Annotated in this window: 20 protein-coding genes; 10 read left to right on the plus strand and 10 right to left on the minus strand. The window is 68.5% G+C overall.

Annotated features, from left to right (window positions below; genetic code table 11):
- From ACF8NF_RS23990 to ACF8NF_RS24005, 4 genes are all read right to left on the minus strand, one after another.
- The coding region (locus ACF8NF_RS23990) for an electron transfer flavoprotein subunit beta/FixA family protein (protein ID WP_392451387.1) at window positions 1-368 on the minus strand (368 nt) is incomplete at its 3' end.
- A gap of 209 nt (window positions 369-577) precedes the next feature.
- Window positions 578-1,867 carry a mechanosensitive ion channel family protein gene (locus ACF8NF_RS23995; protein WP_392451388.1) on the minus strand — a complete coding sequence of 430 codons (1,290 nt, stop codon included), beginning with the start codon at window positions 1,865-1,867 and terminating at the stop codon, window positions 578-580.
- Window positions 1,868-1,959: 92 nt separating this feature from the next.
- The gene (locus tag ACF8NF_RS24000) at window positions 1,960-2,769 is read right to left on the minus strand and encodes an enoyl-CoA hydratase (RefSeq protein WP_046239650.1); all 810 of its coding nucleotides are present in this window, start codon (window positions 2,767-2,769) and stop codon (window positions 1,960-1,962) included.
- 17 nt (window positions 2,770-2,786) lie between these two features.
- On the minus strand, window positions 2,787-3,692 hold the full coding sequence (locus ACF8NF_RS24005; RefSeq protein ID WP_017406772.1) for a histone deacetylase family protein: 906 nt from the start codon (window positions 3,690-3,692) through the stop codon (window positions 2,787-2,789).
- A gap of 90 nt (window positions 3,693-3,782) precedes the next feature.
- Between ACF8NF_RS24005 and ACF8NF_RS24010 the strand changes: the two genes are divergently transcribed.
- From ACF8NF_RS24010 to mltB, 4 genes are read left to right on the plus strand one after another with little or no spacing between them, the layout of a single operon-like run.
- The gene (locus tag ACF8NF_RS24010) at window positions 3,783-4,703 is read left to right on the plus strand and encodes a MoxR family ATPase (protein WP_016449706.1); all 921 of its coding nucleotides are present in this window, start codon (window positions 3,783-3,785) and stop codon (window positions 4,701-4,703) included.
- Window positions 4,703-5,737 (plus strand): DUF58 domain-containing protein, encoded by a 1,035-nt coding sequence (locus ACF8NF_RS24015; protein ID WP_252652757.1) that lies wholly within the window; start codon window positions 4,703-4,705, stop codon window positions 5,735-5,737. The genes ACF8NF_RS24010 and ACF8NF_RS24015 overlap by 1 nt, the downstream gene beginning before the upstream one ends.
- Window positions 5,734-7,884 carry a transglutaminaseTgpA domain-containing protein gene (locus tag ACF8NF_RS24020; protein WP_392451389.1) on the plus strand — a complete coding sequence of 717 codons (2,151 nt, stop codon included), beginning with the start codon at window positions 5,734-5,736 and terminating at the stop codon, window positions 7,882-7,884. The genes ACF8NF_RS24015 and ACF8NF_RS24020 overlap by 4 nt, the downstream gene beginning before the upstream one ends.
- A complete protein-coding gene (gene mltB, locus ACF8NF_RS24025; protein WP_392451390.1) occupies window positions 7,881-9,077 on the plus strand; it encodes a lytic murein transglycosylase B in 1,197 nt (398 codons plus the stop codon). Before ACF8NF_RS24020 ends, mltB begins: the two co-directional genes overlap by 4 nt.
- A 27-nt stretch (window positions 9,078-9,104) precedes the next feature.
- On the opposite strand, the gene ACF8NF_RS24030 is transcribed toward mltB, so the two are convergent.
- Window positions 9,105-10,415 carry a branched-chain amino acid ABC transporter substrate-binding protein gene (locus ACF8NF_RS24030; RefSeq protein ID WP_313283696.1) on the minus strand — a complete coding sequence of 437 codons (1,311 nt, stop codon included), beginning with the start codon at window positions 10,413-10,415 and terminating at the stop codon, window positions 9,105-9,107.
- A 97-nt stretch (window positions 10,416-10,512) separates the two neighbouring features.
- Between ACF8NF_RS24030 and ACF8NF_RS24035 the strand changes: the two genes are divergently transcribed.
- A complete protein-coding gene (locus ACF8NF_RS24035; RefSeq protein ID WP_016449711.1) occupies window positions 10,513-10,893 on the plus strand; it encodes an Hsp20/alpha crystallin family protein in 381 nt (126 codons plus the stop codon).
- 151 nt (window positions 10,894-11,044) lie between these two features.
- Here the strand turns inward: ACF8NF_RS24035 and tsaD are convergent, their stop codons facing one another.
- Both tsaD and ACF8NF_RS24045 read right to left on the minus strand, forming a co-directional pair.
- Window positions 11,045-12,085, minus strand: coding sequence for a tRNA (adenosine(37)-N6)-threonylcarbamoyltransferase complex transferase subunit TsaD (gene tsaD, locus ACF8NF_RS24040; RefSeq protein ID WP_016449712.1), 1,041 nt, complete (start codon window positions 12,083-12,085; stop codon window positions 11,045-11,047).
- 90 nt (window positions 12,086-12,175) lie between these two features.
- Window positions 12,176-13,870: a putative bifunctional diguanylate cyclase/phosphodiesterase gene (locus tag ACF8NF_RS24045; RefSeq protein WP_392451391.1), complete on the minus strand. Its 1,695-nt coding sequence runs from the start codon at window positions 13,868-13,870 to the stop codon at window positions 12,176-12,178.
- Between the two features lie 294 nt (window positions 13,871-14,164).
- On the opposite strand from ACF8NF_RS24045, the gene ACF8NF_RS24050 reads away from it, so the two are divergent.
- The 4 genes from ACF8NF_RS24050 to ACF8NF_RS24065 all read left to right on the plus strand — a co-directional run bounded on the left by ACF8NF_RS24050 (window position 14,165) and on the right by ACF8NF_RS24065 (window position 18,807).
- On the plus strand, window positions 14,165-15,430 hold the full coding sequence (locus tag ACF8NF_RS24050; protein ID WP_017407366.1) for a nitrate regulatory protein: 1,266 nt from the start codon (window positions 14,165-14,167) through the stop codon (window positions 15,428-15,430).
- Between the two features lie 317 nt (window positions 15,431-15,747).
- Window positions 15,748-17,028 carry a CmpA/NrtA family ABC transporter substrate-binding protein gene (locus tag ACF8NF_RS24055; protein ID WP_034367671.1) on the plus strand — a complete coding sequence of 427 codons (1,281 nt, stop codon included), beginning with the start codon at window positions 15,748-15,750 and terminating at the stop codon, window positions 17,026-17,028.
- A 40-nt stretch (window positions 17,029-17,068) separates the two neighbouring features.
- Window positions 17,069-18,004, plus strand: a complete 936-nt coding sequence (gene ntrB / locus ACF8NF_RS24060) for a nitrate ABC transporter permease (RefSeq protein WP_252652789.1) — start codon at window positions 17,069-17,071, stop codon at window positions 18,002-18,004.
- Window positions 18,001-18,807: an ABC transporter ATP-binding protein gene (locus tag ACF8NF_RS24065; protein WP_017407363.1), complete on the plus strand. Its 807-nt coding sequence runs from the start codon at window positions 18,001-18,003 to the stop codon at window positions 18,805-18,807. Before ntrB ends, ACF8NF_RS24065 begins: the two co-directional genes overlap by 4 nt.
- Before the next feature lie 60 nt (window positions 18,808-18,867).
- On the opposite strand, the gene ACF8NF_RS24070 is transcribed toward ACF8NF_RS24065, so the two are convergent.
- From ACF8NF_RS24070 to ACF8NF_RS24080, 3 genes are all read right to left on the minus strand, one after another.
- Window positions 18,868-19,308 carry a CBS domain-containing protein gene (locus tag ACF8NF_RS24070; RefSeq protein WP_016449718.1) on the minus strand — a complete coding sequence of 147 codons (441 nt, stop codon included), beginning with the start codon at window positions 19,306-19,308 and terminating at the stop codon, window positions 18,868-18,870.
- Window positions 19,309-19,430: 122 nt separating this feature from the next.
- Window positions 19,431-20,081, minus strand: a complete 651-nt coding sequence (locus ACF8NF_RS24075; RefSeq protein WP_016449719.1) for a DUF937 domain-containing protein — start codon at window positions 20,079-20,081, stop codon at window positions 19,431-19,433.
- Between the two features lie 122 nt (window positions 20,082-20,203).
- Window positions 20,204-21,892 carry a PAS domain-containing methyl-accepting chemotaxis protein gene (locus ACF8NF_RS24080; protein ID WP_016449720.1) on the minus strand — a complete coding sequence of 563 codons (1,689 nt, stop codon included), beginning with the start codon at window positions 21,890-21,892 and terminating at the stop codon, window positions 20,204-20,206.
- A 414-nt stretch (window positions 21,893-22,306) separates the two neighbouring features.
- Between ACF8NF_RS24080 and ACF8NF_RS24085 the strand changes: the two genes are divergently transcribed.
- Complete coding sequence (locus tag ACF8NF_RS24085) at window positions 22,307-23,569, plus strand: NAD(P)/FAD-dependent oxidoreductase (RefSeq protein WP_252652763.1); 1,263 nt, start codon at window positions 22,307-22,309, stop codon at window positions 23,567-23,569.
- The last annotated feature ends 11 nt before the right edge of the window (window positions 23,570-23,580 follow it).

Consider the following 23,580-nt stretch of genomic DNA (forward strand, 5'->3'; position numbering starts at 1 on the left):
TCGTCGTCGATGGCCTGCTTGCCCAGGATGATCAGGCCGGGCTGCTCCTTGTCCACCAGGGCCTTGAGCAGCTTGGCGACGGCCAGGGGCTGCAGCTCCTCGGTGGTCTCCACCAGGATGCCGCGGTCGGCACCGATGGCCATGGCCGTGCGCAGGGTTTCCTGGCACTGGGCCACGCCGCAGGAGACGGCGATGACTTCGGTGACCACGCCCTTTTCCTTGAGGCGAACGGCTTCTTCGACGGCGATTTCGTCAAAGGGGTTCATGCTCATCTTGACGTTGGCGATGTCCACGCCCGTGCCGTCCGACTTCACGCGGACCTTCACGTTGTAGTCCACCACGCGCTTGACCGGGACCAAAACCTTCATTGCAGCGGCTCCTGATTGATTGATAGATTGACGTTTACGTAAACCGAAATCATTGTATGCGGCGCTGCAGCAGCTGAGGCAGGTTTCCCTGACGGCCGAGGGCCGCATGCGCGCTCACAAAAAAGAACGATCGTGCCATTTTAAGCACGACCCTTGAGATTTCCTGCGGGGGAACAGCCTGAACTCAGGGTATGCACCTAGGAATAATCCTAGCTGCTTTTCTCTGCTGCCTGGGCCACCACGCCCCCGCGTTCGGTGATCTGCACCACCTGCTTGGGGACTGGCAGGCTCACGCCCGCCGCACGCAGGCCGCGCAGCACGGCGAGGTTCACCTCGGAGCGCACATTGCCCTGGCCATTTTGCGGGTCGTTGATGTAGTAGCTGAGACTGAACTGCAGACCCTGCTCGACGAAGTCAACCAGTGCCACCGAAGGCGCGGGCGTCTTGAGCACGCGCGGCTGCGCGGCTGCGGCTTCGAGCAGGATGCCGCGCACCTGCTCCACATCGCTGTCCATGCCCACGACGATGTTGGTGGACAGGCCGAACTTGACGTCGAATCCGGTGAGGTTCTCCACACGCTGGGTGATCAGCGTCTCGTTGGGCACGATGGATTCGCGGCCGTTGAGCGCGCGGATGATGGTGTAGCGCGTGCGGATATCAGTGATGCGGCCCTCGAAGCCGTCCACGCGCACGTTGTCGCCGATGCGCAGCGCACGCTCGATCAGCACCAGAAAGCCGCTGACGTAGTTGGAGGCGATCTTCTGCATGCCGAAACCCAGGCCCACGCCGATGGCGCCGCCCATGACGGACAGCGCCGTCAGGTCCACGCCCACCATGGACAGCGAGACCAGCAGGCCCACCAGGATCAGCACGCTGCGCGTGATGTTCATGGCCACCTTGCGCATGGACAGGTCGCTGACCCACTGGTTGATGACCTTCTGCTCGAACAGCGTGGACAGCCAGAGCACGGCCACCATCATCAGCCCCGCCGACAGCGTGCCCTCGATCAGGTTGAGCAGGCTGACCGGCGTCTTGCCGATGTTGAACTGCAGGGCCTCCAGCTCCTCCATGACCTGCGGCAGCAGGCCGATGCTGTGCAGCACCGCCGCGCCCCAGGCCAGCCAGGAAAAAATGCGCTCGATCAGGCGCACCACGGTGGAGTGGGGGAAGGTCCGGCTGAGCACCCGCGCCACGAAGCGGATCACCGACAGGGACACCAGCAGCGACACGGCCACGCGCAACCAGAACACCGTGGAAAACCGCGCCAGGATCTCCTGGCTGGTGAAGACCAGCACCAGCGCCAGCAGCGGGAACAGTGCGCCATCGAGCGCATGGCGGCCAATCCATACGGAGGGCTTGCCATCGTTGAGATGGCCGTAGCGCGCATGCAGGCCGCGCATGGCGCCATAGGCCAACAGCAGGCAGCCGATGAGAACGGAGAACTCAAGCCAGGCGCTGGAGCTTTGGAAGTCGTTGATGAGCTTGTCGAAGATATCCATGGATCAGGGCCGTTCCGCCGCAAGGGCGCAGGCCGCCATCATCGCGCAGATCCAGGACAGGCCAACCGGACCGGGGCCTACATGCAGGTCGGTCAGCGGCCCGTCTTCCAGGCCGGTTCGCGCTTGGCGGCGAAGGCCTGGGCGCCCTCCTGGGCGTCGGCATCCATCATGTTGGCGGCCATGGTCTGGCCGGCCAGCTGGTAGGCGGCCTCGATGCCCATCTCGCGCTGGCGGTAGACCAGGGCCTTGCCCATGGCCACGGCCGCGCGGGGCTTGCTGACGATGGACTGCACGAAGTGCTCCACCGCATCGTCCAGCGCCTGCTCGGCCACCACGCGGTTGACCAGGCCCTGGTCCAGCGCCTGCTGCGCGTCGATGAAGTCACCCGTGAGCAGCATCTCCATGGCCTGCTTGGCCGGCACATTGCGCACCAAGGGCACGCTGGGCGTGGCACAGAACAGGCCATAGTGGATGCCACTGGTGGCAAAGCGTGCCGCCTGCGCAGCAACGGCCAGATCGCACTGGGCCACGAGCTGGCAGCCCGCGGCCGTGGCAATGCCGTGCACGCGCGCGATCACGGGCACGGGCAGCCGGTGGATGGACAGCATCATGCGGCTGCACTGCGCGAACAGCTTCTGGTAGTAGTCCAGCTGCGGATGGGCCGCCATGTCCTTGAGATTGTGTCCGGCGCAAAAGGCCTTGCCGGCTGCAGCCAGCACGACCACGCGCACCGACTCGTCACGCGCCACATCGTCCAGCGCCTGCTGCAGCTGCGTGAGCATCTGCTCGCCCAGGGCATTGAAGCGCTGCGGATCGTTGAGCGTGAGCCGCACGACGCCGCGCGCGTCGCGCTGCACGTCGAGCAGGGGGCTGGCTTCAGAAGGATGGGTGCTCGCGTTCATGGTGCTCCAGATCGGGTTCAGAGGTCGGCCAGCACGCGCACGTGCGCTTCCACGCTGCGCGCAAGCGGCCCCATCACGTAGCCGCCTTCCAGGCAGGAGACGATGCGCCCCTTGGAGAAGCGCCGCGCAATGTCCTTGATGCGCGAGGTGATCCAGGTGAAGTCCTGCTCGGTCATGCCCAGCTGGCCCATGTCGTCCTCGCGGTGGGCGTCGAAGCCGGCGCTGATGAAGATCAGCTCGGGTTTGAAGGCCTCCAGTCGCGGGATCCACATCATCTCGACGATCTCGCGGATGTCCATGCCCTTGGTATAGGCGGCCACCGGCACGTTGACCATGTTGGCGGCCGGGTGCTGGTCGCCGCTGAAGGGATAGAAGGGGTGCTGGAAGATGCCGCACATGAGCACGCGGTCGTCGCCGGAGAGGATGTCCTCCGTTCCATTGCCGTGGTGCACGTCGAAATCGATCACGGCCACGCGCTTGAGGTGGTGGCGGCTGAGCGCGTACTTCACGCCCACGGCCACGTTGTTGAAGAAGCAAAAGCCCATGGCCTGGTGGCGCGTGGCATGGTGGCCGGGAGGGCGCACGGCGCAAAAGGCGTTCTCCAGCTCGCCGGCCATCACCGCATCGGTGGCCGCCAGCGCGGCACCGGCCGCATGCAGCGCGGCCGAGAAGGTGTGGCTGTTGATGGAGGTGTCGGTGTCGATCTGGGAGTACTCGGGGCCGCCGGCCTGCTGCTCCTCGATGAGGCGCTGGGTCAGGCCCTGCAGCGCGGCCACATGCATGCGGTCATGGGCCAGTTCGATGTCGGCCAGCGAGGCCTGGGGGGCCTCGTGCCGCTCCAGCGCATCGGCCACGCCGGTCACCAGCAGCCGGTCCTCGATGGCGTCCAGCCGGGCCGGGCACTCTGGGTGCCCCGGCCCCATCTCATGCCGCCAGCACTCCCTATGGGTGAAATAACCCGTCTTGCCCACAGTGATGTCTCCGCGATGTTTTTTTTAGGATAACGTCGCGCCATGCAAGCTACACACAAGATCAAGGCGCTTCTGGATCAGCTTAACACGGTGGTTGTAGGGAAGCCGGCTCAGGTCCGCGACAGCGTGGCCTGCCTGCTGGCCGGGGGACACCTGCTGCTGGAAGACGTTCCCGGCGTGGGCAAGACCACGCTGGCCCATGCGCTGGCGCACAGCTTCGGGCTGCAGTTCTCGCGCGTGCAGTTCACGGCCGACCTCATGCCCAGCGACCTCACCGGCGTGTCCATCTATGAGCGCAGCAGCGAGTCCTTCGTCTTCCATCCAGGTCCCGTTTTCGCCCAGGTACTGCTGGCCGACGAGATCAACCGCGCCAGCCCCAAGACACAGAGCGCCCTGCTCGAAGCCATGGAAGAGCGCCAGGTCTCGTCCGAAGGCCGCACGCACCGCCTGCCCGAGCCCTTCTTCGTGATCGCCACGCAGAACCCGCAGGAACAGTTGGGCACCTTCCCGCTGCCCGAAAGCCAGCTGGACCGCTTTCTGATGCGCATCAGCCTGGGCTATCCCGACCGCGCGGCCGAGCGCTCCCTGCTGTCCGGCAATGGCCGGCGCGCCCAGGCCGATGCACTGCTCCCGCTGCTGGCCACGGACGAGCTGCAGCAGTTGCAGGCCGCCGTGCTGCAGGTCCATGCCAGCGATGCCTTGCTCGACTATGTGCAGGACCTGCTGGAGGCGACGCGCTCGGGCCAGTGGTTCGTGCAGGGCCTGTCACCTCGCGCGGGCATTGCGCTGCTGCGCGCGGCCAGGGCGGTGGCCCTGATGGAGGGGCGTGACTACGTGGCGCCCGACGATGTGCAGGCCATCCTGCCGCAGACGGCGGCCCACCGCCTGGTGCCCATAGGCTCCAGCGGCCGGGGTGCCGTGGAGCAGGTGCGCGCCATGCTGGACGCCGTGGCGCTGCGCTGATGCCGGCCGCTCCCGCGTCCTCGCCCGGCGCCGCCCAGCCGGGGGCATCGCTGCGCCAGCGCTGGTCTCCTGCGCGGCGCGTGCGCCAGTGGTGGCATGCCCGCCTGCCGCGCACCGACAGCCTCAGGCTGACCCAGCGCAATGTCTACATCATGCCCTCGCGCGCAGGCTGGGCCCTGGCGCTGACGCTGTGCGTGCTGCTGGTGGCGGCCATCAACTACCAGCTCAACCTGGGCTACCTGCTGACCTTTTTGCTGGCCGGAAGCGCGGCTGCGGGCATGGTGGTCGGCCACGGCAACCTGCGCGGCCTGGCAATGCACCTGGTGCCGCCGGCCGGCAGCTTTGCCGGCCAGCCCTGCCGCTTCGACGTGGTGCTGCACAACAGCCGCCGCAGCACGCGCTGGGGCATAGGCCTGGCCGTGCAGGGCGATGCCCCGGCCAACGACTGGACCTGGATCGATGTACCGGCACAGGGCAGCACCACGGCACAGCTGGCCTTCACGCCGCTGCGCCGGGGACGGCAGCCGCTGCCCACGATCACGGCGGCCACCCGCTATCCGCTGGGCACCTTCCGCGTCTGGGCGCTGTGGCGCGCACAGACGCAGGCCTGGATCTACCCGGCGCCCGAGCACAATCCGCCACCCCTGCCACCGGCCAGCGCCGATGCTGGCGGCCGCAGCGCGGCCGCCACGCGGCACGGCGACGAGTTCGACGGTGTGCGGGCCTACCGTCGCGGCGATCCGCTCAAGCTGGTGGTCTGGAAAAAGGCTGCACAGGCCTTTGCCACGGGCAGCAACCAGCTGGTGAGCCGCGACCGCCCGCTGTCCCAGCAGCACCGCCTGTGGCTGGATGCCAAGGCCACCGGCCTGGCCGACCCCGAGGCCCGCCTCAGCCGCCTGACCGCCTGGGTGCTGGCCGCGCGCCAGCAGGACCTGACCTGGGGCCTGCGCCTGCCCGACGGCCGCGAGATCGCCCCCGACCAGGGCGCGGCCCACGCCACGCTCTGCCTGGAAGCCCTGGCGGCCTGCCCATGAATCGCACGTCCATGCCCTCCTCCTTCCAAGCCATTGCGCAGCCCGCGGCCACTTGGCGCCAGCGCCTGGCCGCCCTGCCGCGCGATGCGCGCGACACCCTGTTCCTGCTGGCCGTGGTGGCCTGGGTGCTGATGCCCCAGGCCGCCCACACGCCCTGGTGGACCATGGTCTTCGTGGCCGGCCTGCTGCTGTGGCGCGCCCTGCTGGCCTGGCGCGGCCAGCCCCTGCCCGGCCGCTGGCTGCTGGGCGGACTGCTGCTGCTGGCCGTGGGCGCCACCTGGGTCTCGCACGGCACCTTTATCGGGCGCGATGCGGGCGTGACCCTGATCGTGCTGCTGCTGGCGCTCAAGACGCTGGAGCTGCGCGCCCGGCGCGATGCCATGGTGGTGTTCTTCCTGGGCTTCTTCGCACTGCTGGCCAACTTCTTCTACTCGCAGTCCCTGCTGCTGGCCCTGGCCATGGTGCTGGGCCTGCTGGGCCTGCTCACGGCCCTGGTCAATGCCCACATGACCGCCGGCCGCCCGCCGCTGACACAGGCGCTGCGCACGGCAGCCCTGCTGGCGCTGTGGGGTACGCCGGTGATGGTGGCGCTGTTCCTGTTCTTCCCGCGCATGGCGCCGCTGTGGGGTGTGCCCAGCAACGACCTGGCCGGCCGCAGCGGCCTGTCGGAAAACATGCGCGTGGGCTCCATGGCTTCGCTGGTGCTGGACGAAAACGTGGCCCTGCGCCTGCGCTTCGATACGCCCGATGGTGCTCCTCCGCCTGCCAACACCCTGTATTTCCGGGGGCCCGTTCTGTCGCGCTTTGACGGGCAGGAATGGCAGATGGACACGGAGGCCGTACTGGAGGACGCGCAGTTGCGCGTCTCCGGCGAGGGCGTGAGCTACCAGATGACCATCGAGCCCAGCCGCCGCCCCTGGCTGCCCCTGCTGGACGCCGCGGCCAGAGCTCCCGAGCTCCCCCCGGGCATGGGCAGCGCCCGCATGACGCCGCAGCTGCAATGGCTGACCTGGCGCCCCATCACCGACGTGGTGCGCATCAGCGCCCAAAGCCATGTGCAGTTCAGCTACGGCCCGCTCAAGCCCACGCGCGCCCTGCGCCGCTACACCCAGCTGCCCGAAGGCAGCAACCCGCGCACGCTGGAGCTGGCCCGGCAGATGCGCGCCGACCCGCAACTGGCCGACGCCCAGCCCCGCGCCTGGGTACAGGCCGCGCTGGCGCGCCTGCGCACGGGCGGCTACACCTACACGCTGGAGCCCGGCGTGGTGGACAGCGTGCACACGGCCGATGACTTCTGGTTCGACAGCAAAGAGGGATTCTGCGAGCACATCGCCTCCGCCTTCGCCGTGCTGATGCGCGGCATGGGCGTGCCTGCCCGCATCGTCACCGGCTACCAGGGTGGCGAGCGCAACCCGGTCGACGGCTACTGGACCGTGCGCAACGCCGACGCCCATGCCTGGACCGAGGTGTGGCTGGAGGATGAGGGCTGGGTTCGCATCGACCCCACCGGCGCCGTGGCCCCGTCGCGCGTGGGCGAGTTCCAGCGCCTGCGCGCGCCGCAGGGCGCCATCGCCGGAGCCATGGGCAACTTCGTGGGCGTGGGCATGCTGCAGCAGATGCGCGCCGTGTGGGAGGCCGTCAACAACGGCTGGAACCAGTGGGTGCTGAACTACACGCAAAGCCGCCAGCTGGACCTGCTCAAGAACCTGGGCGTGCAATCGCCCTCGTGGGTGGACATGCTGCGCCTGCTGGGCGCGCTGGCCGGCGTGGCCGCGCTGGCCTGGCTGGCCTGGATGGCCCGCGCCCAGCGCACCAGTCGCGACGAATGGCTGCGCCTCATGGACAGGACCCGCGCCCGGCTGCGGCGCATCGGCCTGGACGCCGACGCCAGCCTGCCCCCACGTGCGCTGGCAGCCCAGATCATGGACCGCTGGGGCCGGGACGATGCCAAGGCGGCCCAGGCCCTTCACGACTGGCTCCTGGGCATGGAGCGCCAGCGCTACGCACGGCCATCCCCATCCTCATCCGCACCCGACACCCCCGGCCTGCCCGCCCTGCGACGCCAATGGCGGGCGCTGGACTGGCCACGCACTCCGCAGCCACGGCCACAAGCCGCCGCTGCCGGCCCCACGACAAGCACACCATGACCAAGCAACGACTGATCCCCTGCGCCCTGCTGCTGCTCGCGGCCGCGGCCGTGCCCTGCGGCGCGCTGGCCGGCAAGCCGGCAGCCAGCCCTGCCGCCCAAGCCACGGCCAAAACCTCGGCTAAAACCACGACCAAGTCCACGGCCAAACCTTCCACGAAAAAGCGCACGGCCGCTGCTGCCGCCGCCACGGCCGCTGGCGGCGCCGCCGTGGCCAGGACCGTGCAGGGCAGCACGCCCTACGGCGAACGGCCTGATGCCATGCAGATGGCCGCCGACATTGCGATGCGCCACGACCTGCCGGTGGACTGGGTGCGCGACACCATCGCCCAGGCGCGCTTTCTGCCCCAGGTTCCCCGCCTGATGACGCCGGCTGCCCAGGGCACGGCCAAGAACTGGGGCGTCTACCGCAGCCGCTTTGTCGAGCCCGTGCGCATACGCGCCGGAACCCGTTTCTGGCAGGCCAATGCCGCCGCGCTGGCGCGTGCCGAAAAGCAGTACGGCGTGCCGGCCGAAATCATCGTCGGCATCATCGGCGTGGAGACCATCTACGGCCAGCAGATGGGCAATTTCCGCGTGATCGACGCCCTGGCCACGCTGAGCTTCGACTTCCCCGCAGCCCACCCCCGCGCGCAGGCACGCACCGAGTACTTCCGCGGCGAGCTGGAGCAGTTCCTGCGCTTCACGCACCGCGCCGCAACGGACCCGTTCTCGCTGCGCGGCAGCTACGCAGGCGCCATGGGCATGGGCCAGTTCATGCCCAGCAGCTGGGTGAAGTGGGCCGTGGACTTTGACGGCGACGACCGCATCGACCTGTTCGGCAGCGCGGCCGATGCCATCGGCTCGGTGGCCAACTACTTTGTCGCGCATGGCTGGAAAAGCGGCATGCCCACCCACTACCCGGTGATCATGCAGGCCCAGGGCGCCGACCTGGCCGCCCTGCTGGCGCCCGACATCCTTCCCCAGTTCACGGCCGACGAGATGGCCGCACGCGGCGTGCAGTTGCCAGGCGACGGCGCCGCGCACCCGGGGCCGCTGGCCCTGGTCAAGCTGGAAAACGGCGCGCAGGGCCAGCCGCTGTACATCGCGGGCACGGAGAACTTCTATGCCATCACGCGCTACAACTGGTCCAGCTACTACGCGCTGTCCGTGATCGAGCTGGGCCAGGAAGTCGCGGCAGCCATGGGCCGCTGATCCAGGCCATCCAAACCGTCGAGGCGGTCAGGGCCGGCGCATGCGGCACATCGCGGGCTGCTCGGCACGCGCGGCCTCGATCTCTCGCACCACGCGGAAGCCGTAGCCCGAGCCTTCCACATCGAAGGGCACGCCGGGCGCGCCCTGCCTGTCCATGACGCCGACCACTAGCGCCTGCTGGAACTGGTGGTCGGCCGCGCGCATGCGGCCCCTGCGTCCGGCCAGGGTCACGTCCGCGCTTTCCAGCGCCTGCGCCACGGCAACGGTGTCCGTGCTGCCCGCGCGCGCCATGGACTGGGCCAGGGCCTCGATCATCAGCTGCATGCGCATGTGCACATAGTCATCGGCCGGCCTGGGAAAGCGCTCGCGGAATGCCTTGTAGAAGGCCTGGCTGTCGGGCCCCGGCACGTTGGGCAGCCAGTCGGCAACGGCCAGCACCTTGCCCACGCCGGCCTCGCCCAGGGCGGCTGGCGCGCCCAGCGCATTGCCGTAGAAGGTGTAGAAGCGGCCGTCAAAACCCGCCTCCCGCGCGGCCTTGACCAGCAGCATCAGATCGTTGCCCCAGTTGCCCGTGATCACGGCCTGGGCGCCGCTGGCCTTGATCTTGGCGGCATAGGGCGCAAAGTCCTTGACGCGGCCCACGGGGTGCAGCTCGTCGCCCACGATGGCCACATCGGGCCGCTGCGCGGCCAGCTGGCGCCGTGCCTCGCGCAGCACGGCCTGGCCAAAGCTGTAGTCCTGCCCGATCAGGTAGGCGCTGCGCACGGCCCCGTCCTCGCGCAGCACCTGCATCAGCGCGGCCATGCGCATGTCGGCATGGGCGTCGAAGCGAAAGTGCCAGAAGCTGCAGCGCTCGTTGGTGAGCGCAGGATCGACGGCCGAGTAGTTCAGGTACAGCACGCGCCGGGCCGGATCGCGCTCGTTGTGCTTGGCAATGGCATCGACCAGCACGGCGGCCACGGCCGAAGAATTGCCCTGCATGACCACGCGCGCACCGCCGTCGATGGCTGCGCGCAGCGCGGACAGCGCCTCCTCGTTCTGGCCCTTGCTGTCATGGCGTTCGATGGCCAAGGGCCGGGCGCCGCCCTGCGCGGCCGGCATCAGCACACCGCCGCGCGCGTTCACGCGCTCGGCGGCCCACAGCAGGTTGCGGAACACGGCCTCGCCCGTGTTGGCAAAGGGGCCGGACAGGCTTTCGATCAGCGCCAGCCGTATCGGCTCGCCGCGCGGCGGCGACACGGGCCGGTCGTGTCCGCTTGACGCACGGGCCAGCAGCGCGGGCGCCGCAAATAGCGCCATGGCGCCGCTTTTCAAGACCTTGCGGCGCAATTTATTCATGGCTTTTTCCTCTTGAAATGCGTTCAACACCGCTTAACTAGGCTCCATGCGGCGACAACTTCGATGAAGCCGCGCAGTTTATAGGAGCCAACCCACCATGATCTTCACGCCTGTTCTCCGCCGCAACGCCTTCGCTCCCCAAGCCGCCGATCTGGCCCTGCAGCGCTTCTTGCAAGGCACCCTGGGCAACGCGGCCCCTTCGCTCTCGTCGGTGCAGGTTCAGCGCGATGAAAAGGCCACGACCTTGCAGCTGGATGTGCCCGGCCTGTCCCGCGAGCAGCTGCAGCTGAGCATCGAAGGCGCCGTGGTCCGTCTGTCCAGCGTCGAGGGCGCGCCCCGCCAGGTGCAGCGTGCCTGGGAGCTGGACCATGAAATCGACACGGCCGCCAGCAGCGCCAAGCTGGAAAACGGCGTGCTCACGCTGTCCCTGGCCCGCCTGGAACCCCAGAGCAAGGCCACCATGCTGAGCATCCAGTAAGTCCGGTCACGGCCAGCGCGTTTGTGCACCCGGGCTGTCAACCATCCTTTCTTCCATCCTCTTGGCAAGGTGACAGCCCGTTTCCAGAGCCCGGCCCGCGCCGGGCTTTTTTTGCGCCCGCCGTGCAGGCCGGGCACGCGGCCCCGGACCATCAGGCCAGCGAATCGAGCGGCCAGCGCGGCTTGACGTCGAACGCGTAGTGCCTGTTCGCCATTTCGCGGCCTGCCTGCAGGCGCATGGCGGCGGCCATGGCGATCATGGCGCCGTTGTCGGTGCACAGGTGCAGCTCGGGGTAGTGCACGCGCAGCTTGCGCTTGGCACAGGCCGCATCCAGCTGGGCGCGCAGCAGACGGTTGGCGCCCACGCCGCCGGCCACGACCACGCGCTTCATGCCGGTCTGCTGCAGCGCCGCCAGCGTCTTCTTGACCAGCACCTCGACGATGGCCGCCTGCGTGCTGGCGGCCAGGTCGGCCTTGCGCGCCTCAAGGTCATCGCCCAGCTTCTTCGCCTGGGTCAGCACGGCCGTCTTCAGGCCGGCGAACGAGAAGTCCAGGTCGCCCGAATGCAGCAGCGGCCGGGGCAGCTTGAAGGCCTGCGCGTCCCCGCCCTCGGCCAGGCGCGAGAGCACGGGGCCGCCCGGATAGGGCAGGCCCATGAGCTTGGCCGATTTGTCGAAGGCCTCGCCGGCCGCGTCGTCGATGGTCTCGCCCAGGATGGCGTAGCTGCCCACGCCGTCCACGCGCATCAGCTGCGTGTGGCCGCCCGAGACCAGCAGGGCCACGAAGGGGAATTCGGGGGGATCGGCGCTCAGGAAGGGCGACAGCAGGTGGCCTTCCAGGTGGTGCACGCCCAGCACGGGCTTGTCCAGCGCCGCAGCCATGGCGCAGGCCACGCCCGCGCCCACCAGCAGCGCGCCGGCCAGGCCGGGGCCGCGCGTGAAGGCGATCACATCGACCTGGTCCAGCGTGCGGCCGGACTCGCCCAGCACGCTTTCGGTCAGCGGCAGCACGCGGCGGATGTGGTCGCGGCTGGCCAGCTCCGGCACCACGCCGCCATAGGCGCGGTGCATGTCGATCTGGCTGTGCAGCGCATGGGACAGCAGCCTGGGCACGCCCGTGCCATCGGGGGCCTCGACCAGGGCCACGCCGGTTTCATCGCAGGAGGATTCGATCCCCAGAATCAGCAAACTCATGGGACTGAAGTGTAGAACCTGCGGGCGCGGCGCACGGCCGCCCGCGTCAATGGCCCCTGGCCGGCGGGCAGTTGCGGGGCCGGCGGGCCGCTACAGGTTGTCCAGGTATGACGAGCGCGAGAACTGCACGGGCTCGATGCCGTCGGAGGTCCAGATTTCGCTGGCGATCAGCGCCTGGGCGTTCATGGGGCGAGCGAAGTAAAAGCCCTGCAGCTCGTCGCAGCCCAGCGTCTGAAGCACTTCGCGCTGCTGCTGGTCGGTCACGCCTTCGGCCACCACGCGCAGCTCCAGCGCATGGGCCAGGCGCACGATGGCATCGACCACGGCCCGCGCGTCGCTCTTGATGGCCACGTCCCGCACGAAGCTGCGGTCGATCTTGACCTCGTCGGCGCCCAGCTGGCGCAGCAGGGCAAGGCTGGAGTAGCCGGTGCCGAAGTCGTCGATGGAAATCTGCACGCCCATGCCCGTCAACTCGGCAATCACGGCCATGGTGGTCTTGTCGTCCTCCATGGCCACGGACTCGGTGATCTCGAAGACCAGCTGCTCGGGCCGAATGCGGTGCCGCTCGATCGCTTCGCCGATGTACTGGGCCAGCCGCGTCTGAAAGAGCTGATAGCCCGAGATATTGATGGAGACGCGCATGAAGCGCCGCTGGCGCGTCCACTGGGCAGTCTGGCGGCAGGCCTCGTCGATGACCCAGTCGCCGATCTCGCTGATCAGGCCGAAGCGCTCGGCCAGCGGAATGAACACGCGGGGGCTGATGAGGCCGAATCGGGGATGGTTCCATCGAACCAGCGCCTCCACGCTGCGGATGCGGCCCGTGCGGGCATCGATCTTGGGCTGGTAGAACAGCACCAGCTGCTGGCTTGCCACGGCGCGGCGCAGGGCTTGCTGCAGGTCGAACTGCACGGCCACATCCTTGCGCATGCTTTCCTTGAAGATGGCGCAGGAATTCCCGCCGGCGCGCTTGGCCGTGTACATGGCGAGGTCGGCCGCCGCCATGAGCTTTTCCTTCTGGCCATGATCGGGATAGATGGCCACGCCGACGGAGCTGCCGATGGAGATGGACTTTCCCGGCAGATCGAAGGGCTGGCCCAAAACCTTCTGCACCCGGCCGGCCATGGCCACGGCATCGTCCTCCGATGCCAGGCAGCCCAGCAGCAGCACGAACTCATCGCCCCCCACGCGCGCCAGCGTGTCCGACTTGCGCGTCATACGGTTCAGGCGCACGGCCACCTGGCACAGCAGCGCGTCACCTGCGGCATGGCCCTCCACGTCGTTGATGGGCTTGGATCCGTCCAGATCGATGTACAGCAGGCCCACGCGCACCGGTCCGCCGGGCCCTGGCTGCTCCACCGAGCTGTCGGCGCGCGCAATCGCCCGGCCAAGCCGGTACTCGAGCAGCGCACGGTTGGCCGTGCCGGTCAGCGGGTCCCTGAAGGCGATGCGCTTGAGCTTCACATTGGCGCGCAGCAGCTTTTCATTGGTCTGCTGCAGCGATTGCGTCAGGCGCTGAGCCTTCTCGCGCAGGCGCACATGGACCACCAGCGAAACCAGCAGGAATATCAGAACGGGAATGGCGCCCCACAGGCCGAAAGCGCTCCACCCCGCGGCCCAGCTTCCCTGGCCATCGGATGGCGCCGACGCGGCCAGGAGCTCGCCCCCCGCCAGTGCCCGGCACTGCGCCAGGCCCAGCAGCAGCGCAGCCAGGGACGGGCCACGCCGGCGCACAGCAGTCCGCCGCAACACCGCCTGGGTCATGAACCGCCAGCGCACGGGGGACATCCGATCTTCTCGTGATATTGCAAGCTCATGCTGATTCAGCCTCGCTGCCGCATTGCGCAGCCCGATCTTGTGGATGGCTATGCCATGGTTGTCGTGTGTGCCGGAAAGCCGGGCTTTTCCTGCAGGGCGCCCGGCAAATACTCGACACATTCGCGCGTCCAAATTTGTATCGACGATTTCAAAACGTTAGAAAAATTCTATCAAACCCTGCGCCTTGCTTCTACTTCTCCTTTTGCGCCACGGCAGGCCCGGCATGGGAATTGCATCAACGCAGGCAGACAGGACCCGTCCCCCATGAAAACCGCTCTCAACTTTCTTGTGGCCGCGCGCCAGTGCGAAATCGGCGAGCTGGAGCAACTGCAGCGCACCAGCGCACTGGTGGATCTGCTCAGCCGCCTCATCCATGCGCTGCAAAAGGAGCGCGGCCTGTCCAACGTCTTTCTGGCCAGCGCGGGCGCGCATGGCGGCGAGGCACGGCTGGCGCAGATGGCCGAGTGCGACCGGATTGCCGCGGCGGCGCTTGACGGCTTCGACCGGCTGGACATGCAGCCCGGCCAAACAGACTCCACGGGGCACCCCGGCCATGGCGCGCGACTGTTCAGCCGCATCGCCCATGTGCTGCAGTGCCTGGACGCCCTGCCTGCGCTGCGCGAGCGCGTCGCCAGCCACGACCTGTCGCCGGAGGCGGCCACCGCCATCTACATCGAGCTGGTGGCAGGCCTGCTGGCCGTGGTGTTCGAGGCGGCCGACAGCGCGCCCGAGCCCGGCATCTCGCGCCTGCTGGTGGCCTTGTTCAACTTCATGCAGGGCAAGGAATTCGCGGGCCAGGAGCGTGCCACGGGCGTGGCCGCCTTTGGTGCGGGCGTCAGCGATGCGCCGCGCCAGCAGCACTGGCTGCACCTGATCGCCTCGCAGGAGCGCTGCTTTCAGGTCTTTGCGGAGTTCGCGCCGCCCCATTCCCTGGCCCTGTGGCAAGAAAGCAGCGCGGCCGACGCCACGCTGGCCGTGATCGAACGCCTGCGCCGCGTGGGCTGCACGGCCGCGCCGGGCACTCCCCTGGCGCCGGAGATGGCCGAGCCCTGGTTCGACAGCTGCTCGCGGCGCATGGATGCGCTGCACACCGTCGAGGCCCGCCTGACGGCCGAGCTGCAGCAGCAGTGCCAGCGCTGCATTGTCGATGCGCGCGCCGCCCTGCAGACGCTGCTGCAGGCGCCGCAGGCAATGGAGATCACGCCCGTCTCCGCCACGCTGGCGCTGGGCGGGCTGCAGCCCCCGGCCGCGCGTCTGGGCCCGCAGCTGGACCGATCCGTGATGGACCTGGTGCAGGACCAGTCCCAGCGGCTGCAGGCCATGCAGGCCGAGCTGGAGACCGTGCGCGCCACGCTGACGGAACGCAAGCTGCTGGAGCGCGCCAAGGGCCTGTTGATGACACGGCGCCAGCTCAGCGAAGGCGAGGCCCACAAGCTGCTGCGCCAGACCGCCATGAACCAGAACCGCCGCCTGGCCGAAGTGGCGCAGGCCGTGCTTTCCATGGCCGATCTGCTGCCGCCCGCCCCATGAACCCGGGCCGCTGCGCGCCATGTTGCAGCGCAGCACCGACTTGGTGCAGTGCTGCGGCAAGTCGCGCACCAGAAGGTGGCCCGGCGCGGACGGCAAGGCAGGTGGAGTGCATGGTCCCCCTTGAACGCCGCCTGGCACGGTTTCTGCATTGACTCTGGCAAATCCCGGCCAAAGGCGGCCGGGAACCCGGTCTTGATTCAGGGCCCCAGGACAACGGCGTCACTCTCCCCGCGCAGCGCGGCCGGAGAGGACGCCGTTTTGCTTGGGACATGCCGGTTTGCAAGTGTTCCATTCCCGACGATCGAAGGAGTTCCGCCATGGCGTCCACGCCCCAGCCCACCACAGGCCCTCTCACCTCCGGCCCGGCACTGCCCCGGCGCGATTTTCTGCGCCAGGCCGGCACGCTGGCAGGCGGCGCGGCGCTCTACACCCAGCTGGGCCACCACGGCGCCTGGGCGGCCGGCTCGGATGCGCCCGAGAAAAAGGAAGTGCGCATCGGCTTCATTCCGCTGACCGATTGCGCCAGCGTGGTCATGGCCTCGGTGCTGGGGATCGACCAGAAGTACGGTGTCAGGATCATTCCCTCCAAGGAAGCGAGCTGGGCCAGCGTGCGCGACAAGCTGGCCAATGGCGAACTGGACTTTGCCCATGTGCTGTACGGCCTGGTCTACGGCATGCACCTGGGCGTGGGCGGCGCCCGGAAGGACATGGCCGTGCTGATGACGCTCAACCACAACGGCCAGGCCATCACGCTGTCCAAGAAACTGGCCGACAAGGGCGCCGTCAACGGCGCAGGCCTGGCCAAGCTGATGGCCAGCGAAAAGCGCGAATACACCTTTGCCCAGACCTTTCCCACGGGCACGCATGCCATGTGGCTGTACTACTGGCTGGCGGCCAACGGCATCCACCCGCTCAAGGATGCCAAGGTCATCACCGTGCCGCCGCCGCAGATGGTGGCCAACATGCGCGTGGGCAACATGGACGGCTTTTGCGTGGGCGAGCCCTGGAACCACCGCGCCATCATGGACGGCATCGGCGTCACGGCCACCACCTCCCAGGCCATCTGGCAGGACCATCCCGAGAAGGTGCTGGGCACCACGGCCGAATTTGCCCGCCAGAACCCCAACACGGCACGCGCCGTGACGGCCGCCATCATCGAGGCCGGCCGCTGGATCGACGAGAGCCTGGCCAACAAGACCCGCATGGCCGACACCATTGCCGGCAAGGCCTATGTGAACACCGGCGTGGACGCCATCAACCAGCGCATCCTGGGCCGCTACCAGGACGGCATGGGCAAGACCTGGGACGATCCCCACCACATGAAGTTCTACGGCGACGGCAGCGTGGGCTACCCCTACCTGTCCGACGGCATGTGGTTCCTCACCCAGCACAAGCGCTGGGGCCTGCTCAAGGAGCACCCCGACTACCTGGGCGTGGCCCGCTCCATCAACCGCCTGGACATCTACCAGCAGGCCGCCACCGCCGCCAAGGCCCCGCTGCCCAAGGGCGAGATGCGCAGCAGCAAGCTGATGGACGGCACGGTCTGGGACGGCAAGGACCCGCGCAAGTACGCGGACAGCTTCGCCATCAAGGCCTGAGAGATCCCCTTTGAAGACCCATCCCACCGAGGAACACACCATGGTCAGCGCCGTCTTCCACTTCCCGGCAGAGCCCTCCACCGCCGCCGCCCCGCCTGCGCCGGTTTCCCCCACCGCTGCATCCCCGGTCCCGGCCATGCAGGCTGCCCCGGCAACGCCCAGGACTCCCGCCCCTGCGCGCGACTGGGCGGCGCTGTCGCGCGCTTTATGGCTGGCCGTGCTGCCGCCGCTGTGCGGCCTCGGCCTGCTCGTGGGCGTGTGGTCCCTGGTGGCCGCAGGCTCGGGCCAGAGCATTCCGGGGCCCCTGGCGACCTGGCAGCAGGCGGTGGAGATTTTCAGCGACCCGTTCTACCGCAACGGCCCCAATGACCAGGGCGTGGGCTGGAACGTGCTGGCCTCGCTGCAGCGCGTGGCCGTGGGCTTCGGCCTGGCGGCCCTGGTCGGCATTCCGGCCGGCTTCGTGATCGGGCGCTTCAACTTCCTGTCGCGCATGTTCAACCCGCTGATCAGCCTGCTGCGCCCGGTGTCGCCACTGGCCTGGCTGCCCATCGGCCTGCTGGTCTTCAAGGGCGCCAACCCGGCGGCCATCTGGACCATCTTCATCTGCTCGATCTGGCCCATGCTCATCAACACCGCCGTGGGCGTGCAGCGCGTGCCCCAGGACTACATGAACGTGGCGCGCGTGCTCAACCTCAGCGAATGGAAGATCGCCACCACCATCCTGTTCCCGGCCGTGCTGCCCTACATGCTGACCGGCGTGCGCCTGGCCGTGGGCACGGCCTGGCTGGTCATCGTCGCGGCCGAGATGCTCACCGGCGGCGTGGGCATCGGCTTCTGGGTCTGGGACGAGTGGAACAACCTCAACGTCAAGAACATCATCATCGCGATCTTCGTGATCGGCATCGTGGGCCTGCTGCTGGAGATGGCCCTGGTCAAGCTGGCAACGGCATTTACGTTCGAAGAGGTGAAGGCATGAATGCATCGTCCAAGTTCATCGAGATCCAGGGCGTGGAGCAGAGCTTCAAGACCGCCAAGGGCCTGTTTCCGGCGCTGCGCAATATCGACCTGACCATTGCGCGAGGCGAATTCGTCTCGCTGATCGGCCACTCGGGCTGCGGCAAGTCCACCCTGCTGAACCTGATCGCGGGCCTGACCACGCCCACCACGGGCGTGCTGCTGTGCGCCAACAAGGAGATCAAGGGCCCCGGACCCGAGCGCGCCGTGGTCTTCCAGAACCACTCGCTGCTGCCCTGGCTGACCTGCGAGGGCAACATCCACCTGGCCGTGGAGCGCGTCTATGGCCGCACGGAAAGCCGCGCCCAGCTCAAGGCCCGCACCCTGGCCGCGCTGGAACTGGTGGGCCTGGCCCATGCCGCGCACAAGCGGCCCGGCGAGATATCGGGCGGCATGAAGCAGCGCGTGGGCATTGCGCGCGCGCTGTCGATGGAGCCGCAGGTGCTGCTGATGGACGAGCCCTTCGGCGCGCTCGATGCGCTCACGCGCGCCAAGCTGCAGGACGAGCTGCTGGAGATCGTGGCGCGCACGCAAAGCACCGTGGTCATGGTCACGCACGATGTGGACGAGGCCGTGCTGCTGTCCGACAAGATCGTGATGATGACCAACGGCCCGGCCGCCACCATCGGCGAGGTGCTGCAGGTCGGCCTGGCCCGCCCGCGCAACCGCGTGGCGCTGGCCGAGGACGACCTCTACCGCCAGTGCCGCAAGGCCGTGATCGATTTCCTCTACACCCGCCAGGGGCATGTGGAAAAGGCGGCCTGAACCTTCACAGGTCCTGCCGCCTTCGAGACCCTGCCCATGGCGGGCAGGCCGAGCCCTGGCTCAGTGCCGGCCCGAGATGTAGTGCTCCAGCTGCTCGATGATGAACTTCTGCTCGGAGATGATGTCCTTGACCAGGTCTCCGATGGAGATCAGGCCCAGCAGCTTGCCGCCCTCGTCCACCACGGGCAGGTGGCGCAGCCGGTTCTCGGTCATCACCGCCATGCATTCCTGCGTGGTCTGGGTGGGGCCGACGAAGAGCACGTCGCGCGTCATCACGTCGCGCACCAGGGTGGCGCCCGAGGTGCGCCCCAGCAGCGCGATCTTGCGCGCGTAGTCGCGCTCGGTGACGATGCCTGCGATCTCGCTGCCCTCCATCACCAGCAGGGCGCCAATGCCCTTGTCGGCCATGAGCCGCAGCGCGTCGAGCACGGAATCGGTAGGCGCGATGCTGTACACCGCGCTGGTGGCCTTGGACTTGAGAATGTCTGCAACTGCTGTCATGGGTGCCTTTCAGTCGTTCGCCAATTCGGTTCTAGTGTCATCCGAACTGCGCCCAAAAAGCAACAGGGCCAGCGCGTGTATGCACACGCACCGGCCCTGCCCGATTCAGTGAATGCGGCCCTTCAGCGGCGGCCGCCCAGCAGGCTGCCACCAATCTTCATCAGATCGCTGAGACCTACCTGGCCGTCGCCATCCTGATCGAGCAGGCTTCCCAGCAAACCACCACCCAGGCCGCCCTGCTGCTGCGCCTGCGCATGCTCGCGGCCCAGCACCTGGCCCAGGCCGCCGGCATCCATGCCGCCTGCGCTCACGCGCTGTGCAAGAAAGGACATGACGATGGGGGCCAGCAGCTGCAGCAGCTGGGCCGCGCCGCCGCTGCCCAGGCCCGTGGCCTGGCCCAGGCCGTCCTGCGCGCGCTGCTGGTTGCCGCCCAGGATATGGCCCAGGATGGCTGCGCCGTCGAGCCCGCCGCCCGCATTGCCGCCTGCGCCTGCGCCGCCGCCCAGCAGCGAGCCCAGCAGGCCTCCCAGATCCAGCCCGCCGGCGCCACCGCTGGCCGCGCCGTGGTCGCGCTGCAGCGCGCCGAAGAGATTGGCCGCGCCCTGCGGATCGGCCGCATTGCGGCCCAGCGAGCCCAGCAGCACGGGAAGGGCCGCGCCCACGGCACTTTCGGTCTGAGCGGGGCTGGCGCCGATCTGGTCTGCCATCTGCTGCATGGGCGCGCCCTGCAGTTGGGCCATCAGTTCGGCGGCCAGGGAAGAGCTGGAGTTCATGGTCGTTCCTTCATCCGGTCGCCCGGTCAACACAAAGTCACATGGTAGCGCCGGCCGGTGCAGCGGGCATGGCGGCGCAGCGCCCCAAGTGTCAACGATGTTTTCCAGCGCCCGGATCGCGCTCAGCCCGTGGTCAGCGCCGGCTGCGGCTGGGTGCGCGGCGGCCGCAGCGGCGGCAGCGGCGCCTGCGCCTTCATGGACCGGCGCAGCGCCACTGCGTCGGCCACGGCCGCCGGTGCCCGGGCCGTGGCGTCCAGCCGGAAGACCTGCACGGTCTCCGACACGGTCTGCGCCTGGGCCTGCAAGGCCATGGCCGATGCCGCGTTCTGCTCCACCAGCGCCGCGTTCTGCTGCGTGATGTTGTCCAGATGCGCCACGGCCGCGTTGACCTGCGAGATGCCGCTGAGCTGCTCGTTGGAGGCGCTGTGGATTTCGCCGATCAGCAGGTTCACGCGCCGCACCAGGTCCAGCGATTCGGTCATGGTTTTCTGCGCGACCTCGGTGCGCTGATTGCCATCCAGCACCTTGGCGGCGGAGTCGTCTATGAGTTCGCGGATCTCCTTGGCCGCTGCCTGCGTGCGCTGCGAGAGACTGCGCACTTCGGCCGCCACCACCGCAAAGCCCCGGCCCTGGTCGCCCGCGCGCGCGGCCTCCACGGCGGCGTTCAGCGCCAGGATGTTGGTCTGGAAGGCGATGGAGTCGATGAGCTGCGTGATCTCGCCGATGCGCCCCGACGCGGCCTGGATCTGCTTCATGGTGGCCGCCACGCCGTCGACGGCGCCGCTGCTGCGCTCGGCCACCTCGCTGGCCTGGGTGGCCAGGTCCGTGGCCTGGCGCGCCGACTCGGCCGTGTGCTTGACCGTGCCCGTGATCTCCTCCATCGAGGCCGCCGTCTGCTGCAGGTTGCCGGCCTGGGTTTCCGTGCGCGCGGACAGGTCCTGGTTGCCCTGCGCGATTTCCCGCGTGGAGATCTGCATCTTGTCGCTTTCCTCGCGCGCATCGCGCACGATGGACAGCAGGTTCACATTGAGCTGGCTCAGCGCCTTCTGCAGATCGCCCACCACGTCCTTGCGCGTGATGCGTATGGTCTGCGTCAGGTCGCCGGCCGCCAGGCGGTTGGCCTGCAGCACCATCTGCGCCAGCGGCGCCACGGTCAGCCGGTACGCCCAGGCCCCGGCCAGCCCCGTGAAGATGCAGACCGCCAGCCAGGCCAGCGCGGACCATGCATCCAGCGTGTGCCCTCCCGCCATTGCCGCGCCAAAGGCCGCCGCCACCACCAGGAAGAAGATCAGCACCAGCTTGCCTGCCAGGCCCAGGCTCAGCGCGCTGGCAAGGCGTCCGCGCAGGTTGTTGCGCACCAGATGGCCGGCGCGCAGCACGTGGACCTTGCGCCCTGCGTCCTTTTCGGCGCGCATGGTTGCGTAGAGGCGCTCGGCCGCATCCGTCTGCTCGCGCGTGGCCTCGGTGCGCACCGACATGTAGCCCGAGGGCCGGTCGCCTTCCATCAGCGGCGTGACATTGGCCATGACCCAGTAGAAGTCGCCGTTCTTGCGCCGGTTCTTCACGGGCGCCGACCAGGGCAGGCCGGCCGAGATGGTGGCCCACATGTCGCGGAAGGCTTCCTCGGGCATGTCGGGGTGGCGGATCATGTTGTGGGGCTGGCCCAGCAGTTCTTCGCGCTCGTAGCCGCTGACCTCGATGAACATCGGGTTGCAGTAGAGGATGCGCCCCTTCAGGTCCGTGGTGGACACCAGGGTCTGGCCCTTGGGAAATGCGTATTCACGCGTGCTGACTGGCAGATTCACTCTCATAGGCGTGGTCCCTTGAAGAAGAAAAATCCTTCACGTCATTGCGGCCCTGGCTTACTGCAGGACCCGGTGGCTTGTTGTACCCCGATTCGTCGCATTTGAAACAAATCGCCACAAAACCTCCATTCGATTCAGACATCTGATTGCGCGCTCTCGATAGCGGGCGCACCGCCTTGAGGCATGCGGCGCACCACCATGGCTCGGCCGCCGGGCGGCAGCCCCGAGGACAGCGCCCGCGCAGGGCTGCGCGCCCTGGCATGCCGCTTGCTTCATCCCGTGCGTGGCCATTGCAGGCCATGGGGGCAAGGCGCAACGAGGTGCCGCTGCCCCAGGGACAAAGGCGTCAACCCGCGCGCAGGCAGCAGCCGCGCAGTGGGGATGACGCCTTTTTGCTTTTCGAACCGATGCGGGGGCGCAATGAAGAAATCCAGGCTGGTGATGGTGGGCAACGGCATGGCCGGCGTGCGCACGCTGGAAGAGCTGCTCAGGATCGCGCCCGACCTCTACGAGATCACCGTGTTCGGCGCCGAGCCGCACCCCAACTACAACCGCATCATGCTGTCGCCGGTGCTGGCGGGCGAGCAGCAGCTGGACGAAATCATCCTCAACGACTGGTCCTGGTATGCCCGGCACGGCATCACCTTGCATGCAGGCTGCCGCGTGCATGCGGTGGACCGGGCGCGCCGCGTGGTGCACGCCGTGGACGCGGCCGGACAGCCGGTGAGCGCCGGGTACGACCGCCTGATCCTGGCCACGGGATCGCGCCCCTTCATGCTGCCCGTGCCCGGGCGCGAGCTGGAAGGCGTGCTGGGCTACCGCGACATTGCCGACACCCAGGCCATGATCGCGGCGGCCGCCAGCCACCGCCATGCCGTGGTCATCGGCGGCGGCCTGCTGGGCCTGGAGGCCGCCAACGGCCTCATGAAGCGCGGCATGGAGGTTACCGTGGTGCATGCGGGCGAGCGCCTGCTGGACCGCCAGCTGGACGAGACCGCCGCCGCCTTGCTGCAGGCCTCGCTGGCCGAGCGCGGCATGCGCTTTCTGATGCAGGCCCAGACCCGCGCGCTGACGGGCGACGGCCAGGGCCGCGTGGCCTGCGTGCACCTGCAGGACGGGCGCGATGCGCCGGCCTCGCTCGTGGTCATGGCCGTGGGCATCCGACCCGAGACCGCGCTGGCCGAGCAGATGCACCTGCACGTGCAGCGCGGCATCGTGGTCAGCGACACGCTGCAGACCGTGACCGACCCGCGCATCTATGCCGTGGGCGAATGCGCGGCGCACCGGGGCGTGGCCTACGGGCTGGTGGCGCCGCTGTTCGAGCAGGGCAAGGTGCTGGCCAACCACCTGGCCGAAATCGGCATCGGCCGCTACCCGGGCTCGCAGACCTCGGCCAAGCTCAAGGTCACGGGCATTCATCTGTTCAGCGCAGGCGACTTTCGCGGCGACGACGACACGGAGGAAATCGTGCTCAGCGACCCCGGCGCGGGCGTGTACCGCAAGCTGGTGCTGCGCGGCGACAGACTGGTCGGCGCCTGCCTGTATGGCGACACCGAGGACGGTGGCTGGTACTTCCGCCTGTTGCGCGATGGCGTGGCAGTGCAGGAACTGCGCGACCGCCTCATGTTCGGCGAAAGTCAAGCCAGCCAGGCCAGCCAGGCCGACCCGGCCAGCGGCCCGTGACGGCGCCCGCC

Source organism: Delftia sp. WSY_22 (assembly GCF_043104185.1).
In the GTDB taxonomy this organism is placed as follows: domain Bacteria; phylum Pseudomonadota; class Gammaproteobacteria; order Burkholderiales; family Burkholderiaceae_C; genus Comamonas; species Comamonas tsuruhatensis.